Source organism: Prauserella marina (assembly GCF_002240355.1).
GTDB classification, from domain to species: Bacteria; Actinomycetota; Actinomycetes; order Mycobacteriales; family Pseudonocardiaceae; genus Prauserella_A; species Prauserella_A marina.
In genome coordinates this window covers 2,493,332-2,515,824 of sequence record NZ_CP016353.1, presented here as the reverse complement: position 1 = coordinate 2,515,824, position 22,493 = coordinate 2,493,332, and the positions used below count along the sequence as shown (strand labels likewise).

Below are 22,493 nucleotides of genomic sequence, written 5' to 3'. Positions count from 1 at the left end.
CGCGCGACGCAGGGTAGCCGACTCCCGGCCTGAGATGTCCGGAGACGGGAACCAACCAAGAAGCAACTCCGGCAAGGACTCGACCGCTGAGCGATCGACGAGGAGCGAATACCGAATGGCTGAGCGCAAGCAGCCGCCACAGCAGCAGGACCCGCCGGGGCTGACGTCCAAGATGGACCCGCTTCCGCGGGATTCCATGTCGGACTACGAAGGAAGGGACCTGCTCACCGGGCGCCGGGCCCTGATCACGGGCGGTGATTCGGGAATCGGTCGCGCGGTGGCCGTCGCGTTCGCGAAGGAGGGCGCCGATGTGGCCATCGCCTACCTTTCCGAACACGAGGACGCCGAGGAGACGGCGGCGCTGGTGCGCGCGGAGGGCCGCGAATGTGTGCTGCTGCCGGGAGATCTCGCCGAGGCGTCCCAGTGTGAGCACGTCGTCGCACGCGCGGTGGGTACGCTCGGCGGACTCGACATCCTGGTCAACAACGTGGCGACCCAATGGCCCGTCGACTCGCCCGAGGACCTGACGGAGCAGCAGTGGATGCGCACCTTCGACGTGAACATGCACAGCTATTTCCGGGTCACCGCCGCCGCGCTGCCACACCTGAGCGACGGTGACGTGATCATCAACACCGGATCGGTCAACGGGTTGCGGGGCAACAAGTCACTCATCGACTATTCCGCGACGAAGGGCGCGATCCACGCGTGGACCTACTCGATGGCGCAAGCCCTCGCGAAACGACGTATCCGCGTCAACTGTGTCGCGCCCGGTCCGGTGTGGACACCGCTGATCCCGTCGACGTTCCCACCGGAGAAGGTCGAGAAGTTCGGCTTGCAGGTGCCGTTCGAGGAAGCAGCTCAGCCGGACGACCTCGCGCCGTCCTATGTGTTTCTCGCCTCCAACCGGCTTTCCGGCTATTACAGCGGCGAGGTGATCGCCGCGCTCGGCGGCGAAACCACCCCCGGCTGAGGCGGCTCAGCCTTCACGCGACAGCTGTTCGCGCAGAATGTCGGCGTGCCCGCAGTGTTGCGCGAGTTCACGCAGCATGTGCAGATACACCCAGCGCAGCGGAAGCGGGCCGCGACGGTTGCCGTGAACGAGATCGTCGATCCCCAGTGGGGCACACGCCGCACGCGACTCGGCACACGCCAGCCGGTACGCCGCTCGCACGGTGGCGATCGTGTCCGATTCGGCCAGAACGAAGGATTCGCCGGGCGTCGCCGGGATACCGATCTCCGCGCGGGACCTGCGGGTAAGAGCCTCGTCGAACCAGACCTTCTCGACGAAGGTCACGTGCTTCACCAAGCCGAGCAGCGTGGTTTCCGACGGCACGAGCCTGGCCCGCGCCTGTTCGTCGGAAAGCCCGTCGAGACACGCGTACAGCGCCGCCCTGTGCTCGTCGAGGAACGCCTCGAACTGTGCTTTGAGCGGCTGCTGAACGACATCCTCGACGGAGGTGGGCGGAAACGTATCCATGCGGCCAAGCATGCCAAGTCCGGCGGCGGGTGCCCACCCGGTCTTCGCTGTCGCCGGTGCGGCTGACCGGCGACAGCGAAGAAAACTGCTACTGGTTGGTGCCAGGCATCAGCACCGAGTCGATGACGAAGACCGTGGCGTTCTTGGTGGGAATGTTGCCGCACAACACCTTCGCGCCGTTGACGGTCATGTTCTCGCCGGAACCCTCGATCGCGACGGGCCCGCCTTCGGTGTTCAGCGAGTCCACTTGACCGGCCTGTTCGAGCCCGTTCGCGTCGTAGCGCTCGCCGACCACGTGGTATTGCAGGATGGGTGCCAGTTCGGCTGGATTCCCGGCGAGTTCGTTGAACTTCTCCTCGCCGAGCGCGTCGAAGGCCGGGTCGGCCGGCGCGAACACGGTGATGGCTTCCTGACTGTTGAGCGTGTCCACCAGATCGGCGGCCTGCACCGCCGCCACCAGCTTGGTCAGCAGCGGGTTCGTGCTCGCCGCCGAGGCAACCGGCTCGGGGCCCATCGAGTTGAGGCTGCCCGGCTCGTCGCCCTGCGGCAGCTCACCACACGCCGGCCCGAACACGTCGTCGTTGGTGGTGACTCCGTCCGACATGCCAGGAGCCGACGATGCCGGGCTCGACGGCGGCTGCTGTGGGCTCGACGCGGGCGCGGCCGAGTCGTCGTCGCCGCTTCCGCAGGCCGCGATGGACAGGACCGCGGCCGCCGCGATTCCCGCTCCGGCAAGACGTCGCGTGTTGTTCACCTGAATCACTCCGTTTCCGTGCGACTTGTGTCGTTGACCTGTGTTCGGAGCGGACCCCCGCCCCGATTGGTCTATCCGGCGGTGAAATTGATCGTGTGCCATCCGGTCGCCCCATCCGGGACCGTGCCCACCCTGTCCTCGGTCTGGGTTTGCCCTTCCCGGTCGGTCGCCCGGCAGGTCACGCGGTGCCCGCCGGACGGCACGGAGAACTCGATCCACCACATGCGCCAGGTGTCCACGTTGACCTCCGCCGAAAGGATCGCCTCCCGCCACGGCTGGTCGTCGAGCCGGACCTCGACCTTCGCGATGCCCCTGCCCTGCGCCCAGGCCACACCGGCGACCCTGATCGCGCCCTCCGGCACGGTGTCGAAGCCGCGTGGAGTGTCGACGCGCGACTGGGTCTTGATGGGCGCGCGTTCGGCCCAGTTCCTCTTGAGCCAGTACGACTGGCGCGCCCGCCACGTGGTGACCTCAAGATCGGTGACCCATTTGGTCGCCGACACGTATCCGTACAGCCCGGGTATGACCATGCGCGCCGGGAAACCATGTTCAAGCGGCAACGGTTCACCGTTCATGGCGATCGCCAGCAGCGCTCCCCTGGCAGGGTCGGCAGCGGCCTCGATCGGCGTTCCCGAGGTCCAGCCGTCCACACTGGTACTGAACAGCTGCTGCGCTCCGTCCTTGACCCCCGCTTCCCGCAACAGGTCGGCGAGGTCGACCCCGGTGAAGTTGGCCGTCGACACGTAGGAACCACCGACCTCATTGGACACGCAGGTCATCGTGATCGTGCGTTCGACGAGCCTGCGTTCCCTGATATCGGCGAAGCTGTACCGGCGCTCGCGGTCCACGAGCCCGTGGATGCGCAGGCTCCACTCCTCGGCCCTGACTCTTGGCACGGCCAGTGCGGTGTCGACGCGGTAGAAGTCCTTGTTGGGAGTGAGGAAGGACGGGGTGCCGAGCTTGGCGAAATCGGCGTCGGCCGGTATCGGCGCCGCGGGAATGGCGGGGCGCACCGCGCCGACCGCGGCCCGTGAAGCGGTCGCGTCTCTCGTTCCGCTCAGCAACTGCCCGCCGAGACCGGCGACGCCGGCGCCCACGGCGACACCCGCGCCCGCGCGGAGAAACACCCTTCGGGAAGAACCCGGCGCTCCCTCGGCTTTCGCCGCGCGCGAACGCCGCGCGGCGCGGCACAGCAGGGGAAACACCACGACGCCCGTGAGCAGGCTCGTCGCCGGCGCCACGAGCGCGGCGCCGGTGAGATCGGGGCGCGCGGCCACGGCGGCCACTCCGACGAGCCCGATCGCGGCGATCAGGACGACACCGGGCCACGGCGACCGCCTCGACACGGAGTCCCCGATGCCCACCACGGCGGCCACGACGAGCAGCACCACGGCCATCCCGGCCAGCAGCACCGCCTTGTCGTTCTCGCCGAAGGTGCGAACGGCCCAGTCCTTGAGCCACGCAGGGGTCAGGTCGATGGCACCGTTGCCGACGGCGAGGTACGGCGAGGCGTTGGGATTGAGGAACGCCGCGACCAGATGGCCCGCCGCCAGCGCCGCCACCAGCGCGAGCACCCCGCACAGCGCGGCGGCGGAGGCACGCACCCGCCCTTCACGGGCTGGCTCGCGATCGGCTGGCGCGGTGGATCCGGTGTCGGCCATGCCCGGTATTCGGAGCGGAAGCCGGGACCGATCGGTGCGAATCCACCGGAATCACGCGCGGGCCCTTCACTGTCCGCGCGGCCTCCACCTGCCGAATCCGCCCTCGGTGTTGATGACCTGCCCGGTGACCCAGTCGGCCTCGTCGGTGACCAGCCAGCTGATCAGCTTCGCAGGGTCGTCCGGCTTGCCATACCTGCCGAACGGGAACATCGGCTCCACCGTGGCCCACATGGATTCGGTGAGGTACCCGACGTCGACCGGCCCCGGATTGACGGTGTTCACCCTGATTCGCTGATCGGCGAGCTGATCGGCGATGGTCATCGTGATCCCGGCCAGCGCGGCCTTCGCGGAGGCGTAGGCGATCTCGCCTGGCATGGGGCCCAGTTGCTGGCCGGAGGTCAGGAACACCACCGCTCCGCCCGGCCTGCCGTCGTGGTGCCCGGCGAAGGTTTGCGTCAGCAGGATGCACGATCGCGCGTCCACCGCCCAGTGCAGGTCCAGTTCCCGTGCCGTCAGCTCACCGAGTGGACCGTCCGAACCGGTCAGCGCGTGATTGCAGATCAGGATGTCGACGTGGCCCATCGCGGCCACCGCGGTGTCGACGACGTGCCGCGGCGCCTCCGGCTCGGCGAGGTCGGCGTGCACGTCGGCGACCACGGTGCCCGGAATCCCGCGGCGGGACCGGATTCCGGCCAGCACGGCGCCGAGGTCGTCGGCACCCCACTCCTGTTCCCTGTCGTGCGGAACGAAGTGGTGCAGCGTCAACCCCGCCCCGTAGGCGGCGAGCCTGCTCGCGATCGCATAGCCGATCCCGCCTCGCCTGCTCACTCCGGTGACCAGCGCGGTCTTGCCCCGCAACGGATACGGGTCCCTGCCGTGCTCGCCGTCCTGTGCGGTCATCGGGTCACCGTGCCACGGGCGGCGTGAGCCGATCAACCGAAATCCGCCAGGGCCGAGCTGAATAGGTCGTTATACACCGACGGTATCGACGTCGCGGCGGGTAGCGTCGAGCCGCGCCCACTGCTCGGCACTCAGCTCGACCTCCGCCGCGGCCAGATTCTGTTCGAGGTGAGCCATCTTGCCGGTTCCCGGAATCGGGAGCACGACCGGCGAGCGGGCGAGCAGCCAGGCGAGCGCGACCTGAGCCGGGGTGGCCTCGACCTCCGCCGCGACGTCGGCGACAACGTCCGAGATCCCCGAATCGTCCTCGGTCCCCCACCTCGCCGACGTCTCAGGGGTCGCGCCGGCGACCGGCCGCCATGACAGGAACGCGATTCCGGCCTCCGCGCAGGCCGACAGCACCTGTTCGTGTTCCCGGTGCAGGAGGCTGTAGCGGTTCTGCACGCTCGCGATGTCGGTGATCCGCCGCGCGGCTTCGAGTTCGCCGACGCCGACCTCCGAAAGGCCGATCCGGCCGATCTTGCCCGCTTCCTTGAGTTCCCGCAGCGCTCCGACCTGCTCGTCAAGTGGAACCTCGGGGTCGATGCGGTGCAATTGCAGCAGTTCCAGCCGTTCGACGCGCAGCACCCGCAACGCGCGCTCGACCTGTTTTCCCAGCACCTCGGGACGGCCGTCGAGGCCCCACTCCCCCGTCTCCTCCGAGCGCGCGATACCGACCTTGGTGGTCACGAGCAACTCCGGCGGGTACGGAAACAACGCCTCGGCGAGCAACTCCTCGTTCGCGCCCCACGCGTAGAGGTAGGCGGTGTCGATGAGCGTCACCCCCAGTTCGACCGCGCGGCGCGCGACGGCGATCGAGTCCTGCCACGCCTGACCCCGCTCGGTCGGCAAATGCATGGCGCCGAAGCCGAGGCGCCCGACCTCAAGATCCCCGCCGATGCGGAACGTCGTCGGATTCATCGTGTGTTCTGCCCTTCCGTCACCGGCGACACTAGCAATCACCGGGCACGCCGTACCGCATCGACGGTTACGCGAGGCCACTCACGACCGGGCACCGGCCTGAAGAATTCATTTCGCCGCAACGAATCCCGTTATTCGAAACAACGAGAAACGAAAACAGGAAATGCGAATCGTTGCCCTTTACGGATACGCGCATTAGGGTTGCTTTCACCGGAGGGGAGTAGTCCTCAATTCACGCGATCGACAGAATGGCCTGCCGTGTTTTCATTGGCAGGCCCGGTCGCATGAGCCTGCCGAGTCAGGCGGACGAGACCTGCGGCTCGCTGCTGGCAACGAGTCGGGGGTTCGGCGTGCGCCGTTTCTCCGTACTGGGAGGACACGAAACCGGATGGAATTTTTTGCCGCACTCGGCGTGAGCACGGGCGCCATCTTCATCGCCGAAATGGGAGACAAGACGCAATTGGTCGCGCTCTCGCTGGCGACCAGATACCGGGCACTGACCGTCATGGCGGGTATCACCGCGGCGACGATAGCCGTGCACGGCGCGAGCGTGCTCATCGCCGAGGTACTGGGCCTGGCCATCCCGACGAACTGGATCACGCTCGTGGCCGGACTCGCCTTCCTGGTCTTCGGGGCGTGGACGTTGCGAGGAGACGAACTCACCGCCGACGACGAGAGCCGCGCGGCGAGCAGGCGGGCCAAGTCGGCGTTCATGACCGTCGCGACGATCTTCTTCCTCGCCGAACTCGGCGACAAGACGATGCTGGCCACGATCACCGTCGGAGCGGGCTACTCGGGCACGCCGCTCGCCTGGCTCGCGGTGTGGATCGGCTCGACAGTGGGAATGGTGCTCGCCGACGGCATCGCGGTCGTCCTCGGCAGGTTGCTTGGCAAGAAACTGCCGGAGCGGGCCATCCGGATCGGCGCGGCCGTGCTCTTCTTCGCCGTCGGGACCGTCATGACCATCCAGGGCGCGACCAGCCTGCTGGCCTGACCGTCACCGTGGCGAAGGAGTGGGGTTCTGGAAGGTCGAGTTCCGGCCCCAGACGAACCAGAACAGGGACCCGATGAACGGGAAAGCCAGTACGGCCAGAATCCAGATCGCCTTGCCACCACTGGCGTAGTTCGTGCTGCGGATGATGCTGACCACGGCGGCGATGAAGAACAAGAGCGCCGCGAGTGCCACGAGGATCAGCACGATGCCGAGTACCCAGCCCCCCACGTTGCCGTCGCCGTCCGCTTGAGCAAGGAAGAGTGCGTCCATGGTCCGTCCCCTTCTCGGCGCTGTCGTCGCTGGCCCTGGCCGCCGGAATCACGGCGGCCACTGGGCGGAACATAACGCCGGACACTCCGGCCCGCCCGCCGCCATCACCCACCAGCGTGACACGAGGAGAGCGTCCATAAAGGACCAGGCGGCACCGCGAATCGAAGGGCCGTGCTCAGCCCGCGTCCCGGTTGACCTGGTCCCGCGCTCCACCGGTCGCCGTGGCGTAGCCGGAGACGACGGCGTCGATCTCGTCGGCGGTCATCACGTCGCCGATGTGCGTGAATCCCTCGGGCGCCCTGCGCTCGACCTCGTCGATGACCCGCTCGGGCCCGCCAAGGCGGTTACGCAGCACGACCTCGCCGGTCACCGGGAGCCGCGCTTCCTGGTAGGCCAGCAGCGCCTCGGCGGGATCGGCGTGCAGGGCGAGCCTTGCGCCGAGCGCGGTCGCGTCGAGGATCGCCTGGCCCGCGCCGTTGGAGCCCATCGGGTACATCGGGTGCGCCGCGTCGCCGAGCAGGGTGCCCCTCCCGCTCGTCCAGTACGGCAGCGGGTCCCTGTCGCACATGGGAAGCTCGAAGCACTCCGCCGTCGCCGCGACGAGCGCCGCGTGGTCGATCAGTGAGGTCCGGAAGGTGCCGAGGTGGCGCCACAACTCGGCACGGTCGGCGAGCCTCGACCAGTCCTGTCGCAGCGGCGGCTGCTCGCCGTCCTTGCCCGTCAGCACGCAGATCGCCCAGTTGGTGAGCCTGCTGTCCGGCCGCCGGCCGCGCCCGATCGGATAGGCGACCAGTTTCGCCGAGGTCCCTCCCGCGATGAGCATCGATCCACCGGTGCCGAACGCGGGCCATTCCGTGGCGCCGCGCCACATCGTGACGCCGTTCCACCTGGGAGGACCTTCACGGGGGAACAGGATGGAGCGCACCGTGGAGTGAATACCGTCGGCGCCGACGAGCACGTCGCCGCGCACCGGCGGGAGCGCGCTCCCCCCGGCATCGGCGAACGACACGGTCACCCCGCCGGAGTCCTGGTCGAAGCCGGTCAGCCGGTGCCCCGGCTTGACCGCGTGCGCCCCGAGGCGTTCCCGCACGGCGCGCAGCAACACGCCTTGCAGCCTGCCCCGGTGCAGACTGATCTGAGGCAGCGCGAATCCCGCGTCGATTCCGCACGGTTTCCGGAGGATTTCGTGCCCAAGCCGGTGCGTGTAGAACAGTTCCCTGGTTTCGATTCCGGCCTCGACGAGCCGTTCGAGGAGGCCGAGTTCGGCGAATTCCCGCACCGCGTGCGGCAGCAGGTTGATGCCGACCCCCAGCTGCCGCAGCCGCCCGCTCTGCTCGTGAATCTCGCAGTCGATGCCGTGGCCGTGCAGCCGGAGCGCCGTGCTCAGTCCGCCGATCCCCGCTCCCGCAATGACGATCTTCATGACCGTCCCCTCCGCGATTGGCCGGAAGCCTGAAGAATGGCCGATTTCCGAGCGTTACGCCACCCCCATTTCGGCGGGGTCACGGGAATGGAAACGGAAATTGTTTTCCGGTTACCTCGGAAATCCGGTTCGTGCCGGAATGTCCGGCGTAACTGCCGCTGATCAGTCCACAAGAGACAGACCAGGATCAGGCTCCGCCGCCGCCTCCGGAGGTACGGGCGGCGCGCAACTGGCCGAACGCGGCACGCAGAGCGGGCACGACGGGCTCACCCCTGCGCTGAATGTCGGCGATCCTGCGCCGCAGCCGCCAGCGCTCGGTGACCGAGCCCGTGGTTTTCAGCTCGACCGCGGTGGCAAGCCCGGCGAGCAGCGCGTCCCGCTCGGTGAGCAGGCTGACCTCGCCGGTCCCCTGGACGGCGTCCGTGACCACCGCGCGCAGCCGCAGCGCCCTCGGTTCGTCGAGAATCGTCACCCTCCTGCGCACCACGATGCCCAGCACCGTCTTCGTGGTCACGTCGATCACGCCGTGCTCACGCAGATCGGCCTCGACCGTGTTCAGCGTCGGCTTCCAGCCCTTGCGGATCCAGGCACCCCAGCGGCGCGGTTTGCTCGCCGCGACCTCGCCCAGTACGTCACCGAGAACGCCCGAGGACTGCACCGATCCCGCCGCGCCGGCGAAACCGTTGTCGTCGGTGAGCGCACCGGACAGCAGCAGTTCGGCGAGCACGGCACCGCGCATGAGAAGCCCGAGCTGGTGCCGGTCGGGCACAGTGTGCCGTTGCGGGTCGCACGCGAGCAGATAGCACTGCGCCGGCAAGCTTCCAGCGTGGTCGTTCACCGGATGCACCCCGTTTCGCTCGACACGGCCACCGAGTGTAGCCGCACTCCCGGCTTCCCTGAGCGGCGGTGGCGAAGGGATCAGTCCGAAGTGGAAGAGCCGGAATAGGAACCCTTGTAATCCGCGTCGAGCCACATCTTGTGAATACGCCGGAGATGCCGTTCCATCTCGGCGACGGCGGCGTCGGCATCGCCCGCCTTGAGATGCTTGAGTACCTTGCGCTGAGACCGCAACACCACGTCGCCCTCACTGGGCCCCAGCGTCAGCACGATCTTCTGCATCACCTGCATGAGCGCGTCGATCATCGCGACCATGACCGGGTTGTTCGTCGCCTCGGCCAGTATGTTGTGGAACTGGACGTGCACGACCGCCTTGCGTTCCCAATCGCCCGCGGCGCTCAGCGCGGCGGCCTCGGCGACATTGGCCGTGAGTTTGCCCATGACCTCGTCGGACATGCGCTCGCAGGCGACCCGCACCATCAGCGACTCCAGCCACGTCCGGGCCTCGGTCAGGTCGGTCATGGAGAACTGGCTCAGTTCGAGCATGTCGGTCATCGTCGTAGCCACCTTGCCGGGATCGGCCTTGGCGATGAAGGCACCGCCCGCCGCGCCACGGCGAAGCTGGACCAAACCGGAGATCTCCAGCATCCGCAGTGCCTCACGCACCGTGTTTCTGCTGACCGCGAACTGCTCGGCGAGCGCCCGCTCCGCGGGAAGCCGGTCACCAGGACGCAGCTCCCCCGAACGAACCATGCCACGGACCTGCGCGATGATCTCGTCGAAGGCACGCCGGGGGCGGGCCGGCTGGAAGGCTGGCGTGGCCATGAACGTCTCCTCCTGACGACGCGGCCCGACTGGCCTGTCCTCGCCTCGGACGACGCGTGATTGATTCAACCAATGACATGGTAACCACCTCGCCTCCCCGTGGCCGCCACGGCACACCCCGGCGCGGCTCTCAGCGCGGCCGGACCTCGGTGAGTACGGCGTCCAGCGCGGCGCGCTCGGCGATTCGCCGCCGGTAGGGCATCAGTTCTCTCGCCGAGGAGAGACCGAGCGCGCCGACGAGCACGCCTGCCTTTCCGTAGAGCACGACCCAGCTCTCCCGCCCGTTCTCCAGCGAGCCGTGCACCGGTTCGGCGCGGTCGAACCCCTCGGTCGTACCGAGAAACTGGAGCCTGCCGCCGTGCTGATCGGACCAGAAGTAGGGGACCCCGGGCGGGGTTTCGCGCACCTGGCGCAGGATGGCGTTCGCGACGGCGGCGGCCTGCTCCCTCGCCGTCGTCCAGTGCTCGATCCTGCGCACGGCCCCTGTCCCCGCGTCTCGCCACGCCGCGGCGTCCCCCACCGCGTAGACGCCCGGCCGCGACGTCCTGCCCTGCTCGTCGCACAGGATCCCGGTGCTCCCTGAGCCGAGCGCGATCCCGGATCCGGCAAGCCATTCGACGCGGGGCACGGCACCGAGCCCCAGCAGTACCAGGTCGGCTGGCAGCCTTGTGCCGTCCGCCAGCAGCACGGCCTCGGCCCGGTGCTCCCCCTCGATCCGCTCGACCTTCGTGCCCCCGAGCACCGTGATGCCCCGCTCGGTGTGCCTGCGGCACAGCGCGCCGGCGACCGCCTCACCGAAGAGCCCGAGAAAAGGAAGTCGCTGTTGCTCCACAATGGTCACGTCGGCACCGAGAGCCGCCGCCACCCCGGCGGCCTCAGCTCCGATGAACCCGCCTCCCACGACGACGAGGCGGCGGCCGGGAGCGAGCGACGCGCGAACCTCGGCGCTGTCGGTCTCGGTGCGGATGGTGTGCACCCCGCTCAGTCCTGGCGCGACGACCTCACGAGGCAGGGTCCTCGCTTTCGCGCCAGGCGCGAGCACCACGGTCGCCGCGTCGAGTTCGCTCCCGTCGGCCAGCCGCACCAGGGTGCGCCCGCGCGGCCCTTCGGCGAGCGCGACCGCGGCGCTGCCCAGTACGAGCCGGATGTCGTGCCGCTCGTAGTGTTCCCGTGGGCGCAGCAGACCACGTTCCGCTTCCCAGTCGGGGCGCAGGGCCTGTTTGGACAGCGGCGGCTTGTCGTAGGGCAATCCCGGCTCGGCGTCGACAAGCACGAGCGAACCCGCGAACCCTGACGAACGCAGCGCGTCGGCGACCCCGACACCGCCCACCGAGGCGCCGACGATCACCACGTCGGCGGTCGCCGGACCGTCCATTGTGCTCATGTCACTCCTCGACGACGATCGCGTCGGTGGGGCACGCCTGTGCCGCGTCCCTTGCGCACCCGTGCAGGCGCTCGGGGACCTCACCGTCGACGAGCACGACGGCGATCTGATCGTCGTCGATGTCGAACAGTTCGGGTGCCGTGCTCAAACAGGCCGCGAACCCACAGCACTTGTCCTCGTCGACCCTGACCTTCATCGCACCGTCCTTTCCGTACCTTCCGGTCTCCCCTGCCCGAGGACCTCGGCGTTGTCGGCTCCGAGCCGCGCGACCGGGGTCTCCGGGGTCCCCTGTCGCCACGCGCCGTGCGTCCACGGCGGCCCGAGGTAGGAGAACGTGCCGCCGTCGTCGACGGCCGTGCGCAGCGAGCCCCGGAAGCGCACCTGTGGATCGGCAAGCGCCTCGGCGACGTCCCGGTAGCGGGCACACGGAATTCCGTTGTCCAGCAGGGTCCGCTCCAGCCGGTCGACGTTCTTGTCCTCGGCCCACGCCGCGACCTCGTCGAGCCATTCCTCCCAGTGCAGTTCGCGCTCGGTCATGGTCGCGAACCGGCTGTCGGTCAGCAGGTCCGGCCGGTCCATGACCGCGACGAGGGCGCGGAAATTGCGGTCGGTGATCGCCGCGATCAGCAGGTACTCGCCGCCGACTGCGCAAGGCCGGTACACGGTCTTTCCCGGCGACCGTTCCGGTTCCTGCACCGCTTGTGTCTCGTAGACGAGCGTTGACAGCATGATGTCGTAGAGCGACACGTCGACGTGATCGCCCTTACCGCTGTGTGCCCTGCCGAGCAACGCCGTCAGTATCGCGGCGTAGGACACCTGCCCCGCCATCACGTCGGCGATGAAGATGCCGGTGGCGGCGGGTTCGGCGGCCGAACGCTGATAACCGGAGTTGGCGAGGTCGAATCCGCTGACGGCATGCAGGATCGGCGCGTAGGCGGGATGCCCCGCCTTGGGACCGCGCTGCCCGTAGCCGGAGATCGAACAGTAGATCAGCGCGGGATTGGCTTCGCTACAGGTGTCGTAGCCGAGGCCGAGCTTGGCCATCACCCCCGGCCGGAAGTTCTCGATGACCACGTCGGCCTCGGCGACCAGTGCCAGTGCCTGCTCCCGTTGCCGGGCTTGCTTGAGGTCGAGCGCCACGCTCTTCTTCCCCGCGTTGAGCGAACCGAAGTAACTGCTCGCTCCGTCGCGCAGTGGTGCCCTCGACCGCATCGGATCGCCCTCCGGCGGTTCGACCTTGACGACGTCGGCACCGGCGTCGGCGAGCAGCCTTCCGCCGTAGGGGCCGGCGATCATGATCGTGAAGTCGACGACCTTGACACCGGAGAGCGGGGCCGCCTGGTTCACCGGAGGATCCGTTTCGCGATGATGTTGCGCTGGATCTGGCTGGTGCCCTCGTAGATGCTCAGCAGCCTCGCGTCGCGCAGGTACCGCTCGACGGGGTGTTCGCTCATGTAGCCGTGGCCGCCGAGTACCTGCACGGCGTTGTACGTGACGTGCTGGACCATGTCGGCCGCGAACAGTTTCGCCATGGACGAGCGACGGGTCACCTCGTCGGAGGGAGCGCCGTCGTCGTAGGCGCTCGCGCAGTCGTAGACGAGTCCCCGCGCCGCCTCGATGGTGGTGTAGTCCTCGGCCATCATCCAGCGAAGGCCCTGGAAGTCCACGAGCGACCGGCCGCCTGCCGTGCGTTGTTTGGCGTAGCCGATCGCGTAGTCGAGAGCGCATTGCGCGCCTCCGACGGCGATCGCGGCCACCGTGGGGCGGTTGAGGTGCAGGCCGTGCATGGCGGCACCGAAGCCGTTTCCCTCCTCGCCGACCCGGAATTCGTCCTCGACGGTGACGTCGTCGAGCAGGATCTCGTTGTTGGGAACGCCGTGCTGGCCCATCTTGTCGTTCGCCCTGGTGACCTTCCAGCCCGGCTGGGCGGTGTCGACGAGGAAGGCGCTGATGCCACCGGCACCGGGAGTGTCGTTGGTGCGGGCGAAAACCAGCGCGTAGTGCGCCATGCTGCCCCACGTGATGAACTGCTTCGCCCCGGTGAGTACCCACCGCGATCCGTCCCTGACCGCGCGCGTGGCGATCAGCGAGGGGTCGGACCCCGCGTCGGGTTCGGTGATCGCGATGCAGGTCAGCGTGCGCCCCTTGGCGAGCTTCGGCAGAAACTCGGCCAGCAGTTCCTCGCTTCCGCCGGACATCACCGCGTTGAGCACGATGTTGTTCTGGCCCGCGAGTTGCGCCAGCGTCATGGAACCGGCCTGTGCCACCGCTTCCCTCGCGAGGCAGGCGGAAAGCAGGTCGCCGCCGGGGCCGCCGTATTCATCGGGCAACATGAGCTGAATCAGCCCCATGTCACCGAACACGTCGATCAGTTCCATGGGGAATTCGTTGGTGCGGTCGATCTCGTCGGCGACGGGCGCGACGTGGTTGTCGGCCATGTCTCGTACCGACCGGAAGAAATCCGCGTGCTGCGGGGACAGTTTCACTGCGATGCCTCCAAAGTGTCGTGCGCCGGTTCGGGGGTGTGCTCGGGGCTCTGGCCGAGGAAGGCGAGCGCGTTGCGGTGGGTTCGGTGAGGCCATCGCGTTCCGTCGGCGAGCAGCGAGCGCGCCGCGGCATCGGCGAATGACGCTCCCGGCTCCGATTCCTGCGCCGCGAACGGATAGTCGGTGCCCAGCACCATCTTCTCGGCTCCGAAGGTGTCCTCGGCCAGCGCCAGTGCCATGCCGTCGTAGGTCAGCCCGTCGGCCCACAACGCGCGCAACGCCTCCATCGGATCGGTGGCGGGTACGCGGTCCGCGACGGCGCGCCGGAGCCAGCCGTTGCGCAGCCTTCCGCGCAGCGAGGGGATCCCCGCACCGCCGTGCGCGAGGCAGACCCGCAATCCGGGATGCCGGTCGAGCACGCCGCCGAACACGAGCGAGCCGACGGCGAGTTCGGTCTCCACCGGTCTTCCGAGTCCGAACGCCAGCCCGTGATGCGCGGTGCGCCCGGCCGCGAGTGGCTGCCACGGGTGGACGAACACGGCCAGATCGTGCCGTTCGAGCGCGCCGAACACCGGATCGAGCGCGGCGTCGTGGAGCTGGTGTCGCCCCGCGTGGGTGCCGATCACGACGCCGAGGAGACCGGGTTCCGCCGCGATGCGCCGGATTTCGGCCAGCGCGGCGGTGGGATGGCCGAGCGGGAGCGCGCCGAGTCCCAGCAACCGGCGTGGCGCCGCTCCGACGAGACCGGCGAGTACGTCGTTTTGCGCGGCGGCATACCGCGTGGCGATGCGCTCGTCGGCGTCGTAGAGGAAGGTGAACGGAGCTGGCATCACGACCTGCCTCGCGACGCCGAGCCGGTCCATGTCGGCGACGCGGGCACCGGCGTCCCAGGCACCGGCCGTCAGCGTCCTGATCACGGCACCGCGCTGGACCACGTCGACGGCCTCAGCTCGCTCGCGCAGCACCGGCCAGCCCTGCCGGACGGCGTCGTCGTCCGGTGGGGGCAGGTTCCGAGGGACGAAGTGCGTGTGAACGTCAAGCATTCAGACCGACCGGGGGCAGCCAGACGTTGGAGGCCCACCGCGCGGGTGCCATCGCCCTCGGCCGGTGGTCCGGGTCGGTGATCTTGCCGTGGTCGATGCAGAATTCGACCACGGTGGGCTCGGGAACGGACCTGCCGTAGAAACCCATCGACCCCGAGGTGGGATGGCGCAACAGGTCCCTGCTGAACGGTTCGTTCTCCTCGATGAAGTTCTGCCGCACCCGCATCAGGTCGTCGATGTGCTCGAAGTGGAACGCGATGTGGTCCAGCAGCGGCGGCGTTCCCCTTCCGGCACCGATCACCAGGCTGTGGTGGTACTGGTTGGCTGCCCTGAGGAAAATCGTCTTTCCCATGACCCGGTCGGATTCGAGGAACCCGAGAACCCGGTGGTAGAAGTCGAACGAAACGTCCAGATCGGACACCGCGACCACGGCGTGCAGCATGGCCTGCGGGTTGATCCACGGCTTGGTGGGAACGATGCCCATGTTGGCCATACCGGTGAACAGTTCGACCTCGTAGCCGCTGGGGTCGCGGAAGCGGATCGCCTCTCCCGTCCAGTCGCCATCGTGGCCGGTCACCGCGACGCCCTCGCCCGCGAGCCGGTTCCGGTACCGGTCGAGGTCTCCCGGTTCGCACACCTCGAAGGCCATGCGCCGCAGCCCCGGCTCGTCACTCCTGTGCAGGACGATCCAGTGGTGGTCGGTTCCGCCGCGCAGATATACCGTGTCGTCGGCGCGCTCCGAGACCTCCAGCATGGCGAAGGTCGTCCACCAGTGGACCGCCGCGTCGAGGTCGTCGACGTCGAGCGCGACGTAGCCGAGCCGCCACGGCATCAACCGTTGCCCTTCGTGCGGATTGCCCATGTCTCCTCCTTGTGCCGTGCTTGTCTTCCGGTACTCACCGCGGCATCGCGTTCACAACATCGTCGAGCCGCCGTTGACGCTGACCACCTGGCCGGTGATGAAGGACGCCTCCTCGCTCGCGAGGTACAGCACGGCGGAGGCGACCTCGGCCGTGCTCGCGAAGCGGCCCATGGGAATCAGCGCCTCGTTCTTGGCGAACCGTTCGACGGCGTCGGGCGGACGGGACAACACGTAGGGTGTCGTCGTCCCGGTCGGCGCGACCGTGTTGACCGTGATGCCGTCCCTCGCGAACTCCCTGGCAAGACCCGTGGTGAGCGCGTGAACGCCGCCCTTGGCCGCGTTGTACATCGCGTGCTGGAACAGTCCGTTGCGGACGGAGTCAGCGCCGACGTTGACGATCCTGCCGTAGCCGGACTCCCGCATCGACGGGAGCGCGGCGGTACAGCAGTTGACCACCGTCCATAGGTTCCTGTCGACGGTTTCCTTTCTGGATTCCCCGGTGTGTTCGAGAAAGTCCCTGATGATCCCGCCGCCCGCGTTGTTGATCAGCACGTCGATCCGGCCGAAACGATCGAGCGCGTGCTCGACGAGCCGGGCCGATCCGTCCTCGTCGCCGAGGTCGGCGTCGACATAGCTCCACTGTGGATTTCGATTGCCGAGTACGGCCGCGACGACGTTCTCGCCATCCGGTTTGCGGTCGCTGGCGACCAGTGTCGCTTCCTCGCCGGCCGCTCTCGCGACGATCGCGCCGCCGATGCCTCCGGCCGCTCCGGTGACCACGACGACCCTGCCCCGGAACCGTCCTGCCGAGATGAAGGTCTCAGACACCGCGCCCCTCCAGCAAAAATCCGAGATGGATGTCGTTGAACTCGTCGGCCTTCTCGAACTGCGGCCAGTGACCGGCGCCGTCGATCTGCGCGTACCTGCCGTTCGGGAGCCACGAGGCGACCTGCTTGCCGACCTCGGGTGGCGCGGTGGGGTCGTGATCGGTCCACAGCACGAGCACCGGCGCGCTGATCTTCTTCCAGTCCCGCTCGACGAGGCAGTTGCGGTCCTGGCCGTCGGGATCGGTGTGCCGCTTGAGAATGTTGGTCATCCTCGCGACGTATTCGGGATCCCGGTAGATCGCCAGCCGGGTGGCCACGAGGTCGTCGGTGACGTCGCCGGTGTCGTGCATGAGCCATTCCAGCCTGCTGCGCACACTGTCCTCCGTGGCGTTCTCGACCGCCGCCATCGTCAACGCGGCCATGTTCTTGATGACCTCGTCGGGTAACCGCAGCGCGGCACCGGTGTTGAGGACGATCCGGTCGACGCGCTCGGGGTGCAGCAACGCGAACCAGGCCGCGATGCCAGCCCCCATCGATTCACCGCTGACCGAAATGGTCTCAAGGCCCTCGGCGTCCATGAAGGCCACCAGGTGCTCGACGTAGTCCTTGAAGTCGTAGCTGGAATCGGGTTTGCCGCTGAAGCCGTGGCCGACCATGTCGATGGAGTAGGTGTGGAAGTGACGGGAATGCGGGCCCAGATTGCGGGTGTAGGCCTCCGCGTGACCCCCGGTGCCGTGGATGAACACCAGCGCGGGCAGCTCGGGCGAGCCCGCTTCGAGCACCCGCGTGCTGATCCCGCCCGCGTCCACCCACCGCTGGCGAAACTCCACCCCGCGCAGATCGGTCCACACGCTCTCGTGCCGCATCGTCACACCTCTTCCGTCCGTTGTGGAATGATCAGGAGCTTTCCGGCCGCCCTTTCCGAGGCGAGCGTCCGGTATGCCGTGGTGATGTCGGAGAGCGCGTGGCTCCCAGCGATGACGGCACGCACTCCGGTGACACCGGCGGCTCGCACGGCTCGCACGCACGCGGCCACCTCGGCCACCCCGCGTGTCTTCCAGGTGGTGCCCATCAGCGTGGCCCGTTTCGCCGAGAACGCGGTGAGGTCGAGCATCGCCCTCCTCCCACCGAGCCTGCCGACCGACACCACCCGCGCCGAGTCGGCAAGCACCGGGGCGAGCGCCTCACACCACGCTCCCCCGACGTGATCGATCACCACGTCGATACCCGGCAGCCCTGGCAGTTCGGCGACGTCGTGCGGCACCACGTCGGCGCCGAGTTCGGTCAGCAGCGCGTCGTTACGCGGGTCGCGGGTGGCCGCCGCGACGAAACCGGCTCCGAGCAGTTTCGCCAGCTGGACACCGATGAGGCCGACACCGGAGGCGGCTCCGGTCACCAGCACCCGCTCCCCTTCCCCGAGCCGGGCCAGTGACCGCAGCGCGTCGAATTCGGTGAGCAGTCCCATCGGCAGGGCGGCACACTCGCGCGGGCTCAGCGAGCAAGGCGCGGGCAGTAGCAGCGCGGCCGGTACGGCGGCGTACTCGGCGTAGGCACCGGGAAACATCGCCATCACGCCGGTGCCGAGCAGCCCGGGGTCCGCGTCGCGGCCGACGGCGACGACCGTGCCAGCGAACTCCATTCCCGCCGTGTCCGCCGCGGAGGCACCGCGCATGGCCTGCGCGTATTTTCCATTGGCGTGCAGGAGATCCGCCCTGTTCATCCCGGCGGCCTCTACCCGCACGAGTACTTCGTCCGCGCCAGGTTCGGGAACAGGGACGGTGACGATCCCGACACTCCCGTTCCCGTCCGGCACCGCGGCACGCATCGTCTTGCCCATCACAACACGATCGACAGCACGCCACCGACATCGCGCAGCGTCCGGTGCCCGAGTACGGCCTTCTTGAACGCGATCCGGAACTCGCCGTCCCGGTGCCGCAGCAGATAGCGCACGTCGGCGGTGTAGGTCGTGGTGCTCGCGACCCTCGCCCTGGTGACCAGAATGGCGCAGCGCACGCCGAGGTCACCGGATTCGTCGTCCCACAACCGCACGTTGGTCACCAAACGGGTCGTTACCGACCTGGGGTTCTCGATGTGCGCGTAGGTACTCATCAGCCGCTGTACCCTGCCGTCGATGCCGGGCTTGTCGTCGTCGATGAGGGCGAGGTCCATGTCATGGTCGCCGTCGGCGTTGTCGGTCGAGGGAACGAGATACCGCGCGTCGGCGGTGAACAGGTCGCGCCACTGTTCAAGGCACCACGCGTCGAGCAACTGCGCCTCGTGGTAAAGGAAATCCTCGACCTCGGACCTGCCGAACCGCTCCGAGCTCCATCGCAGGTGTTCTTCCGGCGGCCTCATGCCTTGCCGCCCATCAGCTCGTCCCACCTTCGCCAGAACGTGCGCATCTGGAGTTCGTCCCAGTTGGGCGGATCGGCCTTGTCCATCCCGCGCGACACGTCGTTCCAGCCCTCTCCTCTTCGCGCCGCGTAACCGCGCTGGCACGACTCAAGCGCCTCGTTGTCGTCCGGCGTCGCCAGCCCCGCGGGGCCGAGGAAGGACAGGAACGACTCGTTACGGACCCTGCGCGCGTCCGGCGGCTCGTCAGAGGGAGCAAGCGACCACGCCGAGACGTTCATGTGTCCCGGCGCCGTCGGGTAGAAGGTACGGATGATCACCGCCATGATGTTGTTGATCACCAGGTTCGGGAAGATGAGCATGTTGAAGTCGAGGTTGGCGATCAGTTCGGCCCGCTCGGGGCCGTGCGCCAGCTCCAGCTTCCGGTACGACCGCTCCACCGTGTCCCTTGTGGACTCGCCCATCGACGGCTTCCAGCGGGCGATCGGGCGCCCCCACGGCGCCTGCTTGACCGTCACCGTGTGCCCGTTGCCCAGATCGAAGGCGTGCGACTGCTTCCAGTCCTTTTCGGTACTGCCCGCGATCTGGTCGCCTTTGGACCGCTGCACGTCGAGATAGGTCTTGTGAACCGGAATGGCGTGGTAACCGTCGGAACTGTTCTCGGCGAGCAGCTTCCAGTTCGATCGCATCGAGTACTCGTGCGTGCCGGGGGTGACCGCCATCCCGGCCTCCGGCGCCTGGTCGGCGGTCAGGTCGAGGTAGAACCTGGCTTCGGCGAGATAGTCCAGCAGCGGTTCCTGCGCGGGGTTGAAGGTCGCGAAGACGAAGCCACGATAGGAATCCACTGCATGCGGTGTCGCCAGCCCGTGGTCCTGTTTGCGGAAACCCTCGGGGAACCCGTCCTCGTCCGGCATCGACACCAGCTCACCGTCGTTGGAGAACGACCAGGAGTGGTAGAAGCAGCGGAACCGGCGCTGGTTTCCCCTTCGCTTCCTGCACACTTCCGCTCCCCGGTGCGAGCACGAGTTGAGCAGTACCCTGCACCGGCCTTCCCTGTTGCGGGTGAACAACACCGGCCGTCCGGCCACCTCGCGCGCCACGAAGTCCCCCGGCTCGGGGATTTCGGATTCGTGACCTACGTAGATCCAACAGGCGGAGAAGACCCGTTCCTTCTCGGCCTCCAGCACCGTGTCCGAGGTGAAAGCCGACCTGGCGACGAGGAACCTGTTGGGCCCGCGCAGGTCTCTGACGAACTCGGTTTCCCTCGGCGCGATTCTGGTCACCTCGGCCACCCGACTCGACTCAGGGGCGAACCGCTCCATCGGAGCTCCTCTCACGATCCGTGGCCGTTGGCTTGTTCATCGTCGCTCGGTCCCCCGCGAATGTCAATGGTTGGTCCTTTGGGTGCGCGTCATTGAGCGGAGGAGTTTCCTGGCAGCCACAACGCGAGGTCTGGGAAGAAGATCAGCGCGAGCAACAGGATCGCGCCGACGGCCACGAACCACACGATTCCCTTGAACACATCGGAAAGCCGCACCTCGGTACCCAGATTGACGTCGGGATTCTGGCTGATGCGATGGACGATGTAGCTCAGCACTCCGATCGGCGGCGTGATCATCGCCAGCTCGACGAGGATCACGATGAAGACCCCGAACCACATCAGATCGATGTCGAAACTTTCCAGTACCGGCATCAGGATCGGAACCGTGAGAAAGATGATCGCCAGCCCGTCCATGAACATGCCGAGGATCAAGAACGCGACGACGAGCAGCAGCAGAAAGCCGATCCTCGACAACCCCAGCGACACGATGCCCTCGGTCAGCGCGTCCGCGATTCCGCTGAGCGTCACCGCTCTCGTGAGTACGTGAACACCCATCAACAGCAGGAAGATCGAGGCCACACCCGAGGCGGTCTCCCTGAACGAGACGAGCATGGTCGTGGCGAAATGCCGCGCTTTCCGGTTTCCACCGAACAACCAGCCGAGCACGATCGCCGCCAGCGCCCCGAACGCACCGGCCTCGGTCGGCGTAAACAACCCCGAGTACATGCCGCCGATGATCACCAGCAGGATCAGCACGACGGGCACGACGTTGCGCAGGGACGCGAACCGCTCGCGCCAGCCGAACTCGCGCTCGGAGCGAGGCCCGAGCGAGGGATCGAGCGCGCAGCGAATCATGATCATGACGGTGTAACCGACCGCCATCAGAATTCCCGGCACGAGCGCGGCCAGCAACTGCGGGCCGACGGGCGTCTGCGTGACGCTGGAGTAGATGACCAGCACGACACTGGGCGGGATGAGCATGCCCAGCGAGCCCGACGCGGCGACGACGCCGGTCGCCAGTGAGGGTTTGTACCCGGCGCGCAGCATCTCCGGGATGGTCGTCCTGCCGAGGGCATAGGAGATCGCGATCGAACTTCCGCTTGCCGCGGCGAGCCCGGCACCGGCGAGGTTCGTCGACACCGCGAGTCCGCCCGGTACCCTGCCGAACCAGTGTTCCGCGGCGGAGAACAACTTGCCCGTCAGGTTGAACCGTCCCATCGCGACACCCATGAGCACGAACAGCGGGACGACCGAAAGACTCCAGCTCGCCGACTCGCTGAACGCGACGTCCTCGAACGTCACGGCGACGGCGTCGGCCCCGGCGAGATTCCACATGCCGAGCGCGCCCGCGCTCATCATCGCGATGCCGACGTGGATTCCCAGTATCAGCATCAGGATCGCGATCACGACGACGGCGAATCCGGCGAGTTGAGCCGGCCAGGCCGGCACGACGACGAGCAGCAGGCCGGTCACCGCGGCGAGCGCGGCCACCGCCCAGTAGGCGGAATCCAGTACGGTCCCCGGCTTCTTGGCCGCGACGGGATCAACGGTCCGGGTCATCGGTGTTCCCCTGTCGCTTGGTCAGCAGATCGACAATGGATACGAGCAGTTGCAGTGCGAACAACACGAAGCCAAGTACGAGCAGGATTTTGACCGGCCACACCGGAATGGGGACCGCGCCGACGGCGACCTGCCCGACCTCGACCGAGAACACCGCTGACAAGATCGAGTAATAGGTCAGCACGACCACGACGGCGAACGCGACCACCTTGACCATGAGCTCGGATTTTCGTTTGCCCGCAGGCGAAAGCCGCCCGCTGAACACGGTCGCCCTGATGTGTTCGCCAGTCAGCTCCGCGTAGCCCATCGCGAGCATGACGATCAGGACCATCGACCAGTTCTGGGTGATCTCCAAGGTGACGGGAAGCGGTCCTCCGCCGATGTTGCGTGCGGTGACGTCGGCCCCGATGTGCAGTGCCATGAACAGCGACATGCCTCCGGCGGCGGTGGCGCAACCGGTGAGAGTCCATCGCAGCGCGCGCCGGCTCTTCGCCGCCGGTGGCGCGGAGGTGGAAGCAGGAGTGTCCACCTGATTCTCCTCAGCTGTTGTCATCAGA

Annotated in this window: 24 protein-coding genes; 2 read left to right on the top strand and 22 right to left on the bottom strand. The window is 67.8% G+C overall.

Going from position 1 to position 22,493, the window contains the following annotated elements:
- The first annotated feature begins 115 nt into the window (after positions 1-115).
- Positions 116-970: an SDR family oxidoreductase gene (locus tag BAY61_RS11670; RefSeq protein ID WP_091796992.1), complete on the top strand. Its 855-nt coding sequence runs from the start codon at positions 116-118 to the stop codon at positions 968-970.
- A 6-nt stretch (positions 971-976) separates the two neighbouring features.
- Here BAY61_RS11670 and BAY61_RS11665 read toward each other — a convergent pair whose 3' ends face one another.
- From BAY61_RS11665 to BAY61_RS11645, 5 genes are all read right to left on the bottom strand, one after another.
- Positions 977-1,477 carry a DinB family protein gene (locus BAY61_RS11665; protein ID WP_091798738.1) on the bottom strand — a complete coding sequence of 167 codons (501 nt, stop codon included), beginning with the start codon at positions 1,475-1,477 and terminating at the stop codon, positions 977-979.
- An 88-nt stretch (positions 1,478-1,565) separates the two neighbouring features.
- Positions 1,566-2,231: a fasciclin domain-containing protein gene (locus BAY61_RS11660; protein ID WP_420848729.1), complete on the bottom strand. Its 666-nt coding sequence runs from the start codon at positions 2,229-2,231 to the stop codon at positions 1,566-1,568.
- 71 nt (positions 2,232-2,302) lie between these two features.
- The gene (locus BAY61_RS11655; RefSeq protein WP_091796988.1) at positions 2,303-3,892 is read right to left on the bottom strand and encodes a molybdopterin-dependent oxidoreductase; all 1,590 of its coding nucleotides are present in this window, start codon (positions 3,890-3,892) and stop codon (positions 2,303-2,305) included.
- 66 nt (positions 3,893-3,958) lie between these two features.
- A complete protein-coding gene (locus tag BAY61_RS11650) occupies positions 3,959-4,792 on the bottom strand; it encodes an SDR family oxidoreductase (RefSeq protein ID WP_091796986.1) in 834 nt (277 codons plus the stop codon).
- Between the two features lie 69 nt (positions 4,793-4,861).
- Positions 4,862-5,752, bottom strand: coding sequence for an aldo/keto reductase (locus BAY61_RS11645; protein WP_091796984.1), 891 nt, complete (start codon positions 5,750-5,752; stop codon positions 4,862-4,864).
- 388 nt (positions 5,753-6,140) lie between these two features.
- On the opposite strand from BAY61_RS11645, the gene BAY61_RS11640 reads away from it, so the two are divergent.
- Complete coding sequence (locus BAY61_RS11640) at positions 6,141-6,746, top strand: TMEM165/GDT1 family protein (RefSeq protein ID WP_091796982.1); 606 nt, start codon at positions 6,141-6,143, stop codon at positions 6,744-6,746.
- A gap of 3 nt (positions 6,747-6,749) precedes the next feature.
- Here the strand turns inward: BAY61_RS11640 and BAY61_RS11635 are convergent, their stop codons facing one another.
- The 17 genes from BAY61_RS11635 to BAY61_RS11555 form a co-directional block, all read right to left on the bottom strand.
- Positions 6,750-7,016 carry a PLD nuclease N-terminal domain-containing protein gene (locus BAY61_RS11635; protein ID WP_091796979.1) on the bottom strand — a complete coding sequence of 89 codons (267 nt, stop codon included), beginning with the start codon at positions 7,014-7,016 and terminating at the stop codon, positions 6,750-6,752.
- A gap of 175 nt (positions 7,017-7,191) precedes the next feature.
- Positions 7,192-8,439 (bottom strand): flavin-dependent oxidoreductase, encoded by a 1,248-nt coding sequence (locus BAY61_RS11630; protein ID WP_091796977.1) that lies wholly within the window; start codon positions 8,437-8,439, stop codon positions 7,192-7,194.
- Positions 8,440-8,626: 187 nt separating this feature from the next.
- Positions 8,627-9,277 (bottom strand): GOLPH3/VPS74 family protein, encoded by a 651-nt coding sequence (locus tag BAY61_RS11625; RefSeq protein WP_170140031.1) that lies wholly within the window; start codon positions 9,275-9,277, stop codon positions 8,627-8,629.
- Between the two features lie 80 nt (positions 9,278-9,357).
- Positions 9,358-10,101, bottom strand: a complete 744-nt coding sequence (locus BAY61_RS33775; RefSeq protein ID WP_091796973.1) for a FadR/GntR family transcriptional regulator — start codon at positions 10,099-10,101, stop codon at positions 9,358-9,360.
- Positions 10,102-10,231: 130 nt separating this feature from the next.
- Positions 10,232-11,485 (bottom strand): NAD(P)/FAD-dependent oxidoreductase, encoded by a 1,254-nt coding sequence (locus BAY61_RS11615; RefSeq protein ID WP_091796971.1) that lies wholly within the window; start codon positions 11,483-11,485, stop codon positions 10,232-10,234.
- Between the two features lies 1 nt (position 11,486).
- Positions 11,487-11,681, bottom strand: coding sequence for a ferredoxin (locus BAY61_RS11610; protein ID WP_091796969.1), 195 nt, complete (start codon positions 11,679-11,681; stop codon positions 11,487-11,489).
- Positions 11,678-12,832, bottom strand: a complete 1,155-nt coding sequence (locus BAY61_RS11605) for a CaiB/BaiF CoA transferase family protein (protein ID WP_091796967.1) — start codon at positions 12,830-12,832, stop codon at positions 11,678-11,680. The genes BAY61_RS11610 and BAY61_RS11605 overlap by 4 nt, the downstream gene beginning before the upstream one ends.
- Entirely contained in the window at positions 12,829-13,971 is a 1,143-nt protein-coding gene (locus BAY61_RS11600) for an acyl-CoA dehydrogenase family protein (protein WP_170140032.1), read from the bottom strand. Before BAY61_RS11600 ends, BAY61_RS11605 begins: the two co-directional genes overlap by 4 nt.
- Positions 13,968-15,014 carry an amidohydrolase family protein gene (locus tag BAY61_RS11595; protein WP_091796963.1) on the bottom strand — a complete coding sequence of 349 codons (1,047 nt, stop codon included), beginning with the start codon at positions 15,012-15,014 and terminating at the stop codon, positions 13,968-13,970. Before BAY61_RS11595 ends, BAY61_RS11600 begins: the two co-directional genes overlap by 4 nt.
- Positions 15,007-15,876: a VOC family protein gene (locus BAY61_RS11590; protein ID WP_091796961.1), complete on the bottom strand. Its 870-nt coding sequence runs from the start codon at positions 15,874-15,876 to the stop codon at positions 15,007-15,009. Before BAY61_RS11590 ends, BAY61_RS11595 begins: the two co-directional genes overlap by 8 nt.
- Positions 15,877-15,927: 51 nt before the next feature.
- Positions 15,928-16,704 carry an SDR family oxidoreductase gene (locus BAY61_RS11585; RefSeq protein WP_245866007.1) on the bottom strand — a complete coding sequence of 259 codons (777 nt, stop codon included), beginning with the start codon at positions 16,702-16,704 and terminating at the stop codon, positions 15,928-15,930.
- A complete protein-coding gene (locus BAY61_RS11580) occupies positions 16,697-17,569 on the bottom strand; it encodes an alpha/beta fold hydrolase (RefSeq protein ID WP_091798733.1) in 873 nt (290 codons plus the stop codon). Before BAY61_RS11580 ends, BAY61_RS11585 begins: the two co-directional genes overlap by 8 nt.
- 2 nt (positions 17,570-17,571) lie before the next feature.
- On the bottom strand, positions 17,572-18,540 hold the full coding sequence (locus BAY61_RS11575) for a quinone oxidoreductase family protein (protein WP_091796959.1): 969 nt from the start codon (positions 18,538-18,540) through the stop codon (positions 17,572-17,574).
- On the bottom strand, positions 18,540-19,058 hold the full coding sequence (locus BAY61_RS11570; RefSeq protein ID WP_091796956.1) for an aromatic-ring-hydroxylating dioxygenase subunit beta: 519 nt from the start codon (positions 19,056-19,058) through the stop codon (positions 18,540-18,542). Before BAY61_RS11570 ends, BAY61_RS11575 begins: the two co-directional genes overlap by 1 nt.
- Positions 19,055-20,377, bottom strand: a complete 1,323-nt coding sequence (locus BAY61_RS11565) for an aromatic ring-hydroxylating oxygenase subunit alpha (RefSeq protein WP_091796954.1) — start codon at positions 20,375-20,377, stop codon at positions 19,055-19,057. Before BAY61_RS11565 ends, BAY61_RS11570 begins: the two co-directional genes overlap by 4 nt.
- Positions 20,378-20,466: 89 nt before the next feature.
- Complete coding sequence (locus BAY61_RS11560; protein ID WP_091796952.1) at positions 20,467-21,936, bottom strand: TRAP transporter large permease; 1,470 nt, start codon at positions 21,934-21,936, stop codon at positions 20,467-20,469.
- The gene (locus BAY61_RS11555; protein WP_170140033.1) at positions 21,920-22,465 is read right to left on the bottom strand and encodes a TRAP transporter small permease subunit; all 546 of its coding nucleotides are present in this window, start codon (positions 22,463-22,465) and stop codon (positions 21,920-21,922) included. The genes BAY61_RS11560 and BAY61_RS11555 overlap by 17 nt, the downstream gene beginning before the upstream one ends.
- Positions 22,466-22,493: the final 28 nt, after the last annotated feature.

Coding starts and splice junctions, on each gene's coding strand:
- BAY61_RS11630 (WP_091796977.1), bottom strand. CDS start 8,439: ATGAAGATCGTCATTGCGGGAGCGGGGATCGGCGGACTGAGCACGGCG.
- BAY61_RS11580 (WP_091798733.1), bottom strand. CDS start 17,569: ATGCGGCACGAGAGCGTGTGGACCGATCTGCGCGGGGTGGAGTTTCGC.
- BAY61_RS11610 (WP_091796969.1), bottom strand. CDS start 11,681: ATGAAGGTCAGGGTCGACGAGGACAAGTGCTGTGGGTTCGCGGCCTGT.
- BAY61_RS11650 (WP_091796986.1), bottom strand. CDS start 4,792: ATGACCGCACAGGACGGCGAGCACGGCAGGGACCCGTATCCGTTGCGG.
- BAY61_RS11665 (WP_091798738.1), bottom strand. CDS start 1,477: ATGGATACGTTTCCGCCCACCTCCGTCGAGGATGTCGTTCAGCAGCCG.
- BAY61_RS11635 (WP_091796979.1), bottom strand. CDS start 7,016: ATGGACGCACTCTTCCTTGCTCAAGCGGACGGCGACGGCAACGTGGGG.
- BAY61_RS11575 (WP_091796959.1), bottom strand. CDS start 18,540: ATGGGCAAGACGATGCGTGCCGCGGTGCCGGACGGGAACGGGAGTGTC.
- BAY61_RS11645 (WP_091796984.1), bottom strand. CDS start 5,752: ATGAATCCGACGACGTTCCGCATCGGCGGGGATCTTGAGGTCGGGCGC.
- BAY61_RS11565 (WP_091796954.1), bottom strand. CDS start 20,377: ATGGAGCGGTTCGCCCCTGAGTCGAGTCGGGTGGCCGAGGTGACCAGA.
- BAY61_RS11615 (WP_091796971.1), bottom strand. CDS start 11,485: ATGAGCACAATGGACGGTCCGGCGACCGCCGACGTGGTGATCGTCGGC.
- BAY61_RS11570 (WP_091796956.1), bottom strand. CDS start 19,058: ATGAGGCCGCCGGAAGAACACCTGCGATGGAGCTCGGAGCGGTTCGGC.
- BAY61_RS11640 (WP_091796982.1), top strand. CDS start 6,141: ATGGAATTTTTTGCCGCACTCGGCGTGAGCACGGGCGCCATCTTCATC.
- BAY61_RS33775 (WP_091796973.1), bottom strand. CDS start 10,101: ATGGCCACGCCAGCCTTCCAGCCGGCCCGCCCCCGGCGTGCCTTCGAC.
- BAY61_RS11590 (WP_091796961.1), bottom strand. CDS start 15,876: ATGGGCAATCCGCACGAAGGGCAACGGTTGATGCCGTGGCGGCTCGGC.
- BAY61_RS11560 (WP_091796952.1), bottom strand. CDS start 21,936: ATGACCCGGACCGTTGATCCCGTCGCGGCCAAGAAGCCGGGGACCGTA.
- BAY61_RS11655 (WP_091796988.1), bottom strand. CDS start 3,892: ATGGCCGACACCGGATCCACCGCGCCAGCCGATCGCGAGCCAGCCCGT.
- BAY61_RS11670 (WP_091796992.1), top strand. CDS start 116: ATGGCTGAGCGCAAGCAGCCGCCACAGCAGCAGGACCCGCCGGGGCTG.
- BAY61_RS11595 (WP_091796963.1), bottom strand. CDS start 15,014: ATGCTTGACGTTCACACGCACTTCGTCCCTCGGAACCTGCCCCCACCG.